This is a genomic window from Streptomyces sp. NPDC001890, assembly GCF_042891445.1.
Taxonomy (GTDB): Bacteria; Actinomycetota; Actinomycetes; order Streptomycetales; family Streptomycetaceae; genus Streptomyces.
Genome location: NZ_JBIATE010000002.1, coordinates 231,763 through 243,441, shown reverse-complemented (window position 1 = coordinate 243,441; position 11,679 = coordinate 231,763). Strand labels below are relative to the sequence as shown.

Genomic DNA, 11,679 nt, shown 5'->3' with positions numbered 1-11,679 from the left:
CCTGAGGAGTACGAGTTCCACCATGCCCCACGCCACTGACAACCGGCCGACGGCCCTGCTCGCGATGGGCCCCGGCATCGCCGACCGTCTCCTCGCCGACCGCCATCGCACCCGGCTGGCCGCCCTCACCCGCACCGACCCGCACTTCGTCGCCCACGACCTGGCCGACCCGACGCCCGAGGCGGCCGCCGCGCTCGCCGAGGCCGAGGTGCTGTTCACCTGCTGGGGCGCGACCCCGCTCACCGCCGGAGTACTGGCGGGCGCGCCCCGGCTGCGGGCCGTCGTGCACGCCGCGGGCTCCGTCAAGCACCACATCACCGACGCCTGCTGGGAACGCGGCATCGCCGTCACGTCGGCGGCCGGGGCCAACGCCCTGCCGGTCGCCGAGTTCACCCTCGCCGCGATCCTGTTCGCCGGCAAGCGGGTGCTGCACTCCGCGGAGCGCTACCGCGGTCTGCGCACCGGGCACGACTGGCTCGCGGAGCTCGACGGGGCCGGCAACTACCGCCGTACCGTCGGCATCGTCGGGGCCTCCCGGATCGGCCGTCGGGTGATCGAGCTGCTGCGCCCCTTCGACCTGGACGTGCTGCTGTACGACCCGTACGTGGACGGCCCGGAGGCGGCCCGGCTCGGCGTACGGCTCACCTCGCTCGACGAGCTGTGCGCGAGCAGCTCCGTCGTCTCGGTGCACGCCCCCCAGCTCCCGGAGACCCACCATCTGATCGGTGCGGCGCAGCTGGCCGCCATGGCGGACGGGACGACGCTGATCAACACGGCGCGGGGTTCGCTGATCGACGAGGACGCGCTGCTGCCCGAGCTGACGGCCGGGCGGCTCCAGGCGGTGCTGGATGTGACGGAGCCCGAACTCCCGCCCGCCGGCTCGCCGTTGTACACCCTGCCGAACGTGCTGCTCACCCCGCACGTCGCGGGTTCGCTGGGCGTCGAACTGCACCGGATGGCCGACCAGGCGCTGGACGAGCTGGAGCGGTTCGCGGCCGGCCTGCCCTTCGCGGACCCGGTGCACTCCGGCAGCCTGAGCCACTCGGCCTGAACGCCCGAAGGCCCCCTGTCCCACCGTCGAGCGGTGGGGCAGGGGGCCTTCTGCTGCCTTCGGTCCTCCGAAGGGCTGCCCGGCCTTCCGAGGGCGAGCCCTCGGTGGCCGGGCGCCGGTGACCAGGCGTCAGTGCGAGTGACCGTGACCGCCGTGGCCGGCCTCGGCCTCTTCCTCGGCCGGCTTCTCGACGACCAGGGTCTCGGTCGTGAGCAGCAGCGACGCGATGGACGCGGCGTTCTCCAGCGCGGAGCGGGTGACCTTGACCGGGTCGATGACGCCGGCCTTCACCAGGTCGCCGTACTCGCCGGTCGCGGCGTTGAAGCCCTGGCCCTTGTCGAGCTCGGAGACCTTCGAGGTGATGACGTAGCCCTCAAGGCCCGCGTTCTCGGCGATCCAGCGCAGCGGCTCGACGGCGGCACGGCGCACGACCGCGACACCGGTGGCCTCGTCGCCGGTCTTGCCGAGGTTGCCCTCCAGCACCTTGACGGCGTGGACGATGGCGGAGCCACCACCGGAGACGATGCCCTCCTCGACCGCGGCGCGGGTCGCGGAGATGGCGTCCTCCAGACGGTGCTTCTTCTCCTTGAGCTCCACCTCGGTGGCGGCACCGACGCGGATCACGCACACGCCGCCGGCCAGCTTCGCGAGGCGCTCCTGGAGCTTCTCGCGGTCCCAGTCGGAGTCGGTGGCGTCGATCTCGGCCTTGATCTGGTTGACCCGGCCCTTGACGTCGCCGGGCTCGCCGCCGCCGTCCACGATCGTGGTGTCGTCCTTGGAGACGGTGACGCGGCGGGCGGTGCCCAGCACGTCCAGACCGGCCTGGTCGAGCTTGAGGCCGACCTCCTCGGCGATGACGGTCGCACCGGTGAGGGTGGCGATGTCGCCGAGCATGGCCTTGCGGCGGTCACCGAAGCCCGGGGCCTTCACCGCGACGGCGTTGAAGGTGCCACGGATCTTGTTGACGACGAGGGTCGACAGCGCCTCGCCCTCGACGTCCTCGGCGATGATCAGCAGCGGCTTGGAGCCACCGGCCTGGATGACCTTCTCCAGCAGCGGGAGCAGCTCCTGGATCGAGCCGATCTTGCCCTGGTGGATCAGGATGTACGGGTCGTCGAGGACGGCCTCCATACGTTCCTGGTCGGTCACCATGTACGGGGACAGGTAGCCCTTGTCGAAGGCCATGCCCTCGGTGAAGTCGAGGTCCAGACCGAAGGTGTTGGACTCCTCGACGGTGATGACACCGTCCTTGCCGACCTTGTCCATCGCGTCCGCGATGAGCTCGCCGACCTGCGGGTCCTGCGCGGAGAGCGCGGCCACGGCGGCGATGTCGGTCTTGTCTTCGATCGGTCGGGCGGTCGCGAGGAGCTCCTCGGACACGGCCTTGACCGCGGCGTCGATGCCCTTCTTCAGGGCGGCCGGGGAAGCACCGGCGGCGACGTTGCGCAGACCCTCGCGGACGAGCGCCTGGGCCAGCACGGTGGCGGTGGTCGTACCGTCACCCGCGACGTCGTTGGTCTTGGTCGCCACCTCCTTCACCAGCTGGGCACCGAGGTTCTCGTACGGGTCGTCGAGCTCGACCTCGCGCGCGATGGTGACACCGTCGTTGGTGATGGTGGGAGCGCCGAACTTCTTGTCGATGACGACGTTGCGGCCCTTGGGGCCGATCGTCACCTTGACCGTGTCGGCAAGCTTGTTGACGCCGCGCTCAAGGGCGCGACGGGCGTCCTCGTCGAACTTCAGGATCTTCGCCATGGGAGCTGAGCTTTCCTCTCGAACGAACTGCGCCCCCGACCACCCGGCTGGTTATTCGCGGGGGCCAGGGGCGCAGAACAGAAGCAAACGTGGGTGAATTACTTCTCGACGATCGCGAGCACGTCGCGGGCCGAGAGGACGAGGTACTCCTCGCCGTTGTACTTCACCTCGGTGCCGCCGTACTTGCTGTACAGCACGACATCGCCGGTCTTGACGTCGAGCGGAAGGCGCTCGCCGTTCTCGAAGCGGCCCGGGCCCACGGCCAGGACGACGCCCTCCTGGGGCTTCTCCTTGGCGGTGTCCGGAATGACCAGGCCGGAGGCCGTGGTCTGCTCGGCGTCGAGCGGCTGGACCACAATGCGGTCCTCGAGCGGCTTGATCGCAACCTTGGTGCTGGCGGTCGACACGATCCGGTCTCCCCCTTCGGAGATCTCACGGGGTAACAGTCTTGGGGTGGCGACCAGGTCGATCCGTCGTCGCGGGTGCCGGACCTGCCAGTCGCACAGTACTGCTGGCACTCTCCAGTGGTGAGTGCCAGCACCGAGACTATGACCGGGATTAGCACTCGGTCAAGCGGAGTGCCAATTCAGACGATCGTGGCGCGGCACCTTCCGGACACCCGGGCACCGACCCGGGCTGTTGTCCGGACAACAGTCCGGACAACATGGTGGCAACGTACGGACGGACCGGACCGTTCCGTACGACCGTGTGGAGATGACCCGCCCTTCTGCGTACCGGCAGTCCGACCCCGCGTCCGGGCGGCGCCCGTACGAATCGCGCGCCGTGAACGGCTGCCTCGATGTGGTGCTCGGGGTGCTGCTGGCTCTCCTGGAGGGGCTGATCTGCGCGGTCGCCACCATCCGGCTCGCCTTCTCGCGGACGGACCCCGACGGTTCGGAGGCGACGGGCCCGCCGCCGATGGACTGGACGCCCGTCCTCGTGTTCGGCTCGATCACCGCGGTGATCTGCCTGATCGCCGTCGTGCTGATCCGGAGCAACTGGCCCTGGGCGGGCGCGCTCCAGGTGCTGGCCGCGCTGGCGCTGTGCGTGGTCACCGTGCAGGTCGGCCACGAGGACTACCGCCGCTCGCACCCGGCGCCCGCGCCCGCCCCCTCGTACGATCCCGGCCGGACCGGCCACCAGTGCCTCAGCGGCGGCGACAGCCGTGAGTGCCGGGACTCCGGCAGCTGACGGCAGGGGATCACGACCGTCGCCCCCGGCCCGCCGTGATCACCGTGCGCGGGCGGGCCCGCCGCGGGCGTCCGCTGCGGGTGATGCACCCTCTGGGCGGCCTTGCGGCCCAGCCGTTCGATCGGATCCACCGACTGGGCGCAGCCGGTGGCGGCCAGGAGCGCACCGGCCGTCAGCAGTCCGGCCAGCAGCCGGTGCGCCTTTCTCATACGTAGTCCTCCAGCCGGGCCACGGCGTACCCCCGGTCCGTGACGGTCTTCATGACCGCCCGGACCAGGTCGGTCATGCTGCCGCCCCATTCACCGCGCCCCCGGAAGTGGGTGAGGATGATGTCGCCCGGGTGCAGGTCCTGGTCCTCCTCGCGCCACTCCATGTGGTCCGGGAACGCCTCGGCGTTCCAGAGGGGCACGGCCCTGATCCCGCAGGACTGCGCGATGCGCAGGGTGTCCCCGTTGTAGTTGCCGTACGGCGGGCGGAAGAGGACGGGCCGCTTGCCGAACTGCTTCTCGATGGTCTCCTGCTGCCGGCAGATCTCGCGTTCCTGCTCGTCGTAGGAGAGTCCGGGCAGATAGGGGTGGTTGAGCGTGTGGTTGTTGAGGGTGACACCCAGCCGCTGGGCCTCGGTGAAGTACCCGTAGTTGTCGCTCACCTCGTAGTCGCTGAGGAAGGCGCTGTACGGGATGTCCAGCTCGTCCATCATCTGCAGCAGCTCGGGGTCCTTCTCGGAGCCGTCGTCCATCGTCAGGAAGACGATCCGATCCTTGGTCGGGACGGTGGTGAAGACCGGCGGCAGCGAGTCGTCGCCGCCCTTCACCTCGAACCCCTCGCGGGTGGTGATGCGCGGCTTCACGGCGGGTGGCGGCGGCGCGATCAGCGGCGTCTCCTCCAGCCCCCACTTCTTGGCGAGCGCCGCCCGCACGGCCGGAGCGAGCTGCGCGTTCTCATGGGCCCCGCCGGGTGCGCGGCCCTGGCCGGGCCGCTGTCCGGGGCCGCCCGGGTGCCCGGCGGCGGGGTTCGAACCGGGGGTCGCGCCGGGGTTCAGTTCCGGATTCGCCCCCGGGTTCCCGGCCAGTGGCCGGTCCCGGTGCTCGATGTCGCCCGCCTGTTCGCCGGCCCCGGAGGCGCAGCCGGAGCCGACCGCGGCGACCAGGAGTGCGGCCAGGACGGCGCAGGCGGGCCGGTGCGCGCCGGAGCCGCGGTCGCGCCCGGACCGGGGCAGGCCCGACTGGCTCCGTTTCATGGTGTTTTTTTCGTTTTGTCGTACAAGTTGCATGGCATCGGACACTGCCAGCACGGGACGGGCCTCCCGGTCCGACACCGCCGCCGGGCCCGCCGGTCTACCCGGCTGGCTCACAATGGGGCGGGTGAACGCTCTCGCCCCGAACGACCCGAACGACCCGAACGACGCCGACGACCCGAATGACGCCGGCGGCCGGTCCGACGCCCCCGACCCCGTCGCCGCCTTCCAGGCCCTGCGCACCCCCGAGGGCACCGCGCTCCTGGACGGGCTGCGGTCGTACGACCCCTCCCAGGAACTCGCCACCGCCACCCGGCTGCGCCGCTCCCACCCGGCCGCCCTGGTCTCGGCGGCGCTGGGCCAGGCGCGGCTGCGGCAGCGGGCGGTGGCGAAGTTCGGCGCCGAGGACGCGTACCGGATGTTCTTCACGCCCAACGGCGTCGAGCAGGCGACCCGTACGTCGGTGGCCACCCATCGCGCGCTGCGGTTCGCCGCGGGCGGGGTGCGCAGCGTCGCCGATCTCTGCTGCGGGATCGGCGGCGACGCGATCGCGCTCGCGCGGGCGGGCATCCGCGTGCTCGCCGTCGACCGCGACCCGCTGACCGCGGAGGTGGCCCGTGCCAACGCCGCCGTGCTGGGCCTGGACGGTCTGATCGAGGTGCGGTGCGCCGATGTCGCGGGCGTCGACACCTCGTCGTACGACGCGGTCTTCGTCGACCCGGCCCGGCGCGGCGGCCGGGGCCGGATCTTCGACCCCGAGGCGTACTCACCGCCGCTCTCCTGGGCGACCGGTGCCGCGCTCGCGGCGCCCAGGGCCGCCCTGAAGATCGCCCCGGGCATCCCGCACGAGGCGATCCCGGCGCAGGCGGAGGCCGAGTGGATCTCGGACGGCGGCGACGTGAAGGAGGCGGTGCTCTGGTTCGGCGAGGGCTTCGCGGCCGGTTCGTACCGCGCCACCGTGCTCCCGGCCGGGGCCGGCCTGTGGTCCGCGGCCCCGCTGCCCGCCCCGCCGGTCGGCCCGGTGGGCCGCTATCTGTACGAGCCGGACGGCGCCGTCATCCGCGCCCATCTGGTCGCCGACCTCGTCGAGCGGTGCGAGGGCCGGCTGCTCGACGAGACGATCGCGTACATCACGAGCGACGAGTTGTACGATTCCCCGTACACCTCCGGGTACGAGATCACCGACCAGCTCCCGTTCAACATGAAGAAGCTGAAGGCGCTGCTGCGGGAGCGGAAGGTGGGCGTGCTGACCGTGAAGAAGCGCGGCTCCGCGGTCGAACCGGAGGAGCTGCGCCGCAGGATGAAGCTGCAGGGGCCCGGGTCCGCGACGGTCTTCCTGACCCGGGTGGCCGGAGCACCGACGATGCTGATCGGCCACCCGCTGACCCGCCCGGCCTGACCGTCCCGGTCCGGCCCGGCGGCCGTCAGTCGAGGTCGGTCAGGTCCTCGGCGTACACCTGTGAAAGCGGCTGAGGACCCACGTACTGCTGGCAGTTGCACTGTCCGGACTCGAAGCGGACCGGCTTCCTGGCCTCGTCCCAGGCCGTCGGCACCTCGACCCGCTCATGGCACTTGCCCTGCTTGTCGTGCTTGGCGAGATGGTGGGTGCAACCGCAGACCGGCTCCGGCGGCCTGTTCGCGGTTTCGAGCGCCAGCCGCTCCTGCTTGGCGGCGTCGAGGAGTTCCAGCTTGCGGTCGTGCCGGTTGCGCAGCGCCGTACGGACGTTGTCGACGGCCCATCCGAAACCGCCCGTCCAGAAGATGATGAGCACCCACCAGTACCACTCCATGTCGCCCTCCCCCGGCGTGACCCATGTGTCCCGTCAGGATAGGTGCGCGGTCAGCGGTGGGCGCCGCCCCCGACGGAGATCAGCGGCTGCGGGGCGGGCGCCCCGGCCAGTACCCGCCGCACCCAGCGCCGGTGGGCGGACGCCTTGACGAGGCCGATGAGTCCGACGAGCCAGCTGATCAGCCCGAGCCCCATGACCAGGGCGACCATGCTGTAGGTGGATCTGCCCGGGGCGGCGGTCGCCGGGACCACGAAGCACGTGACCGCCCCCACCCCGCACAGCACGGCGGACATCAGCATCCAGGCGGTGCCGGCGCCCGGCATCCGCAGCGCCGCGTCACGTGCCGGATCGCGGTCCAACCCGCCCCAGGCGTCGAGCAGTCGGCGGATCCTGAGGTCCCGGCGCAGGCCGATGACGACGAGGACGGCCGCGGGCACCATGCAGCAGACGCCCATGGCGGCGATGATCACACCGATCCCGGCACTGATGACGTCGTACGACTCCTCGAAGGTGACGAGCGCCGTGCCCACCAGGAGCCAGCCGAGCGCGCAGAGCGCACCCCACAGCCACAGCATCGCCAGCCGCCCCGGCGACACATGGGCCCTCACCAGCGCCCCGAGCACCGCGGCCCGGTCGGCGAGCAGCGCCTCCCGGTCGGGCCAGGAGCGTATTTCCACGGGCGGCGGCGGTGGCGGCAACGGTGCGCGACGAGACATGGGCATGACCCTACCGACCACGCCCGCGGGCCGGTCCGGGTCTTGCCCAGGTGTTGCTCACGCGTTGCGCAACGCCTCGATGTCCAGCTTCCGCATGCCCATCATCGCCTTCATGGCCCGCTCGGCCTTGTCGGGGTCCGGGTCGGACAGCGCCTCCTCGAACCCGCGGGGCACGAGCTGCCAGGACAGGCCGTACCTGTCCTTGAGCCAGCCGCACTGCCCCTCCTCGCCATCGGCGGTGAACTCGGCCCACAGGGTGTCCACCTCTTCCTGCGTGGCGCAGTCCACGGAGAGCGAGATCGCCTCGGTGAAGGGGAACTGCGGGCCGCCGTTGAGCGCGACGTACTCCTGGCCGGCCAGGCGGAACTGAACGGTCATCACCGATCCCGTCCGCCCCGGCGCGGCGTCGTTGTAGTACGTCGTCCTGAGCACCTCGGAATCGCCGCCGAAGACGGACACGTAGTAGTTCGCGGCTTCCTCGGCCTGGGTGTCGAACCACAGGAAGGTGGTGATCTTCTGCATGGTCTGCTCCTGTCGGGTGGTGCGGGAGGCTGTACAGGGCAGACCCGTGCGCCGGCCGGAACTCATCGGCCGTCGCGGGCCGGATGCTGCGCGCGCTCCAGGAGCATCGCCCGTTCCCGTTCGTTGCGGGCCAGTCCGGCCGCCCGTACGAACTCCGCCCGCGCCTCGTCCGTACGCCCCGTCCTGGCCAGCAGGTCCCCGCGCACGCTGGGCAGCAGGTGGTAGTCCCGGAGCGCCGGGTCGTCGGTCAGGGCGTCGACCAGGGCGAGTCCGGCGGCCGGACCCCGCGCCATCGAGACGGCCACGGCCCGGTTCAGCTCGACGACCGGGGACGGCGCGATCGCGGCGAGGCGGTCGTAGAGCGCGGCGATGGTGGTCCAGTCGGTGTCCTGGTACGTCACGGCGCGCGCGTGGCAGGCGGCAATCGCGGCCTGCACGGTGTACGGGCCGAGCCCGGCCCCCTGGCCGGTCGCCGCCACGGCCCGCTCCAGGGCCGCGATCCCGCGCCGGATCAGCAGGCGGTCCCAGCGGGCCCGGTTCTGGTCGGCGAGCAGCACCGGCGCACCGTCCGGACCGGTTCTGGCGACGGTGCGCGAGGCCTGGAGCTCCAGCAGCGCCGCCAGTCCGTGGACCTCGGGCTCCCGCTCCATCAGGCCGGCGAGCACCCGGGACAGCCGCAGCGCGTCCTCGCAGAGCGCCGGGCGCAGCCAGTCGTCGCCCGCGGTCGCCGCGTAACCCTCGTTGAAGATCAGGTAGATGACTTCGAGCACGGAGCCCAGGCGGGCGGCGCGCTCCGGGCCGTACGGCACCTCGAAGGGGATGCCCGAGCGGCCCAGGGTCCGTTTCGCCCGGACGATGCGCTGGGCGACGGTCGGTTCGGGGGCCAGGAACGCGCGGGCGATCTCCTCGGTGGTGAGTCCGCCCAGCAGCCGCAGGGTGAGGGCGATCCGGGCCTCGGTGGAGAGCACCGGGTGGCAGGCGGTGAAGATCAGCCGGAGCAGGTCGTCGTCGATGTCGTCGGCATCGGCCGGCTCGGGCGGCGGCACGTCCTCCAGGGACCGCCCCACCTCGGCGAGCTTGCGCGCGTAGGTCTCCTTGCGCCGTACGAGGTCGATCGCGCGGTGTCTGGCGGTGGCCATGAGCCAGGCGCCCGGCCGGTCCGGGACACCTGACTCCGGCCACTGCTCCAGTGCGGCCACCAGGGCGTCCTGCGCGAGTTCCTCGGCGATGCCGACGTCCCGCACGATGCGGGTGACACCTGCGATGATCCGCGCCGACTCGATCCTGAAGACCGCTTCGACCGCTTCGGCCGCCGGCTCCGGGCTTGCTGCCGTCATGATCACTCATCACAGCAGCCGTTCCGGGGCGGGGCAAGCAGGCCGGTCGGGCAGGTCTCAGGCGCCCGGGGTGGTCTCGTCGATCTGGCGGACCTCGGAGGTCACGGTCCAGTTCTCCGGATGGGTCCGCAGGAACCGCCGGGTCCACTCCAGGGCCTCCTCCTTGTCCTTGGTCTGGAGGATGGCGTAGCCGCCGACGACTTCCTTGGTCTCGGTGAAGGGCCCGTCGGTGTGGGTGAGCTTCCCGCCGGACCAGGTGACCCTGGTCCCCTGGGAGGTCGGCGTGAGCCCGGCCGTCTCCAGCATGACTCCGGCCTTGGTGATCTCCTCGAACAGCGCGCCCATGCGGGCCTCGAACCCGGGGTCCGGGTCCTCGAAGGGGAGGCTCTGCTCGTCGATGCGGATCAGTGACATGAAGCGCGGCATGGTGACTCCTGGGTCGGAAGGGCGGGGGCTCTCCCCGCCTCTCACCTTTGCGTCGAACGGGACCCGGCCGGATCGACAGCTCCCGGGAAATTCTTCTGAGAATCTTCCGGCCCGGCCACCGGAGCCGTCTCGGAAGCCGTGTCGGGAGCCGTGTCGGGGGCCGCGTCCGGGGCCGTCCCGGAAGCGCTCTGCGGGGCCCTTGCCGGCGCCTTCGGGAGCAGCACCAGGGCCACCAGGGCCGCGACCACGAGCAGCCCGGCACAGACCCAGAACGCCGCCGCGTACCCGGCCGCCAGGTCGGCCGGGCGGTGTCCGTCGCCGGTGACCCGGGCGGCGACGGTGACCAGGACCGCGAGCCCCAGCGAGCCGCCCACCTGGCGGGCGCTGTTCAGCAGCCCGGAGGCCATGCCCGTCTCGTCGGGCGCCACATCGGTCGTGGCCGCCGTGCCGAGCGGTACGAAGCACATCCCGACGCCGATGCTGCAGACCAGTGACGGGCCGAGGATCGAGAGCAGGAAGCCGCCGTCGGCCCGCGCGGTCGCCGCGTATCCGGCGAGGCCGAGCGCGGCCAGCAGGGCGCCGAGCGCCAGCAGCCGTCCGGCGCCGAGCGCCGCGACCGTACGGGTGGCGACGACCGAGCCGACGACGACGCCCGCCGGGAACGGCAGGAAGGCGACACCGGCGGCGGTCGGCCCGTAGTCGAGCACCTGCTGCATGTAGAGCGAGGCGAAGTAGAACGCGGCGAACTGCCCGGAGCTCAGCAGCAGGCAGATGAGATTCGCGCCCAGGACCGGCCGCTCGGTCAGCAGCCCGGGACGGAGCAGCGGGGAGCGGGTGCGCAGCTCGACGGCGACGAACGCGGTCAGCAGCAGCGCGGCGGCGCCGAGCGTGCCCAGCGTCCGGGGCGAGCCCCAGGAGTCGGTCGAGGTGCGCACCAGCCCGAGGACGAGCAGCGTCGTACCCGTGGTGGCCAGCAGCGCCCCCAGCACGTCGAGCCGGGCGCCGGTCCTGGCCCGTTCGCCCCGCAGCCCGGCACGCACGGCCCCCACCAGCGCGAAGCCCACGATCGGCACGTTCACCAGCATCACCGCGCGCCAGCCCGCGGCGTCGGTGAGCACCCCGCCCGCGAGGACGCCGACCGCGCCGCCCGCCGCGCCCGACATGCCCCACAGCCCCAGGGCGCGGGAGCGGGCGGGCCCGGCCGGGAAGGCCAGGGCGATCAGCGCGAAGGCGACCGGGGCGAGTGCCGCGGCGCCGACGCCCTGCAGCGCCCGCGCGGCGATCAGCGTGCCGGGCGACCGGGCGAACCCGCCGGCCAGGCTCGCCGCGCCGAACAGCACCAGGCCCGCCATCAGGACCCGGCGGCTGCCGAGCAGATCGCCGAGCCGCCCGCCGAGCATCAGCAGCCCGCCGAAGGCCAGCGCGTAGGCGTTCACCACCCAGAGCAGCCCCTGGGGCGTGAAGCCGAGATCGCCGCGCATGTCCGGCAGCGCCACGTTCACCACCGACATGTCCAGCGCCACCATGAACTGCACGGCGAGAGCCACCACCAGCAGCCAACGCGTGTGCCGTGACCGTTCGTCCACAACTCGCCCCTTCCTTCGCGATCATCCGGTCCGATCATTACTATACGCGTATAGAAATTAATCACCAG

Annotated in this window: 12 protein-coding genes; 3 read left to right on the top strand and 9 right to left on the bottom strand. The window is 72.0% G+C overall.

Features of this window, described 5'->3' with window-relative positions; translation table 11 throughout:
- Nucleotides 1-22 precede the first annotated feature (22 nt).
- On the top strand, nt 23-1,051 hold the full coding sequence (locus tag ACFYY1_RS07270; protein ID WP_388581990.1) for a hydroxyacid dehydrogenase: 1,029 nt from the start codon (nt 23-25) through the stop codon (nt 1,049-1,051).
- A gap of 129 nt (nt 1,052-1,180) precedes the next feature.
- Here ACFYY1_RS07270 and groL read toward each other — a convergent pair whose 3' ends face one another.
- Nucleotides 1,181-2,806: a chaperonin GroEL gene (gene groL, locus ACFYY1_RS07265; protein WP_388581987.1), complete on the bottom strand. Its 1,626-nt coding sequence runs from the start codon at nt 2,804-2,806 to the stop codon at nt 1,181-1,183.
- Nucleotides 2,807-2,904: 98 nt separating this feature from the next.
- On the bottom strand, nt 2,905-3,213 hold the full coding sequence (gene groES / locus ACFYY1_RS07260; RefSeq protein ID WP_124716902.1) for a co-chaperone GroES: 309 nt from the start codon (nt 3,211-3,213) through the stop codon (nt 2,905-2,907).
- A gap of 307 nt (nt 3,214-3,520) precedes the next feature.
- On the opposite strand from groES, the gene ACFYY1_RS07255 reads away from it, so the two are divergent.
- A complete protein-coding gene (locus ACFYY1_RS07255) occupies nt 3,521-3,997 on the top strand; it encodes a DUF6234 family protein (RefSeq protein WP_388581984.1) in 477 nt (158 codons plus the stop codon).
- A gap of 205 nt (nt 3,998-4,202) precedes the next feature.
- Here the strand turns inward: ACFYY1_RS07255 and ACFYY1_RS07250 are convergent, their stop codons facing one another.
- Nucleotides 4,203-5,270, bottom strand: coding sequence for a polysaccharide deacetylase family protein (locus ACFYY1_RS07250; RefSeq protein ID WP_388581981.1), 1,068 nt, complete (start codon nt 5,268-5,270; stop codon nt 4,203-4,205).
- 82 nt (nt 5,271-5,352) lie between these two features.
- Between ACFYY1_RS07250 and ACFYY1_RS07245 the strand changes: the two genes are divergently transcribed.
- The gene (locus ACFYY1_RS07245) at nt 5,353-6,633 is read left to right on the top strand and encodes a methyltransferase domain-containing protein (RefSeq protein ID WP_388583429.1); all 1,281 of its coding nucleotides are present in this window, start codon (nt 5,353-5,355) and stop codon (nt 6,631-6,633) included.
- A 25-nt stretch (nt 6,634-6,658) separates the two neighbouring features.
- On the opposite strand, the gene ACFYY1_RS07240 is transcribed toward ACFYY1_RS07245, so the two are convergent.
- The 6 genes from ACFYY1_RS07240 to ACFYY1_RS07215 all read right to left on the bottom strand — a co-directional run bounded on the left by ACFYY1_RS07240 (nt 6,659) and on the right by ACFYY1_RS07215 (nt 11,551).
- Nucleotides 6,659-7,024, bottom strand: coding sequence for a hypothetical protein (locus ACFYY1_RS07240; RefSeq protein ID WP_388581979.1), 366 nt, complete (start codon nt 7,022-7,024; stop codon nt 6,659-6,661).
- 50 nt (nt 7,025-7,074) lie between these two features.
- Complete coding sequence (locus ACFYY1_RS07235; RefSeq protein ID WP_388581976.1) at nt 7,075-7,740, bottom strand: hypothetical protein; 666 nt, start codon at nt 7,738-7,740, stop codon at nt 7,075-7,077.
- A 57-nt stretch (nt 7,741-7,797) separates the two neighbouring features.
- Nucleotides 7,798-8,262 carry a VOC family protein gene (locus ACFYY1_RS07230; RefSeq protein ID WP_388581973.1) on the bottom strand — a complete coding sequence of 155 codons (465 nt, stop codon included), beginning with the start codon at nt 8,260-8,262 and terminating at the stop codon, nt 7,798-7,800.
- Nucleotides 8,263-8,324: 62 nt separating this feature from the next.
- Entirely contained in the window at nt 8,325-9,599 is a 1,275-nt protein-coding gene (locus ACFYY1_RS07225) for an RNA polymerase sigma factor (RefSeq protein WP_388581970.1), read from the bottom strand.
- A gap of 57 nt (nt 9,600-9,656) precedes the next feature.
- The gene (locus ACFYY1_RS07220) at nt 9,657-10,025 is read right to left on the bottom strand and encodes a YciI family protein (RefSeq protein WP_388581968.1); all 369 of its coding nucleotides are present in this window, start codon (nt 10,023-10,025) and stop codon (nt 9,657-9,659) included.
- Nucleotides 10,026-10,066: 41 nt separating this feature from the next.
- The gene (locus ACFYY1_RS07215; RefSeq protein WP_388583427.1) at nt 10,067-11,551 is read right to left on the bottom strand and encodes an MFS transporter; all 1,485 of its coding nucleotides are present in this window, start codon (nt 11,549-11,551) and stop codon (nt 10,067-10,069) included.
- Nucleotides 11,552-11,679: the final 128 nt, after the last annotated feature.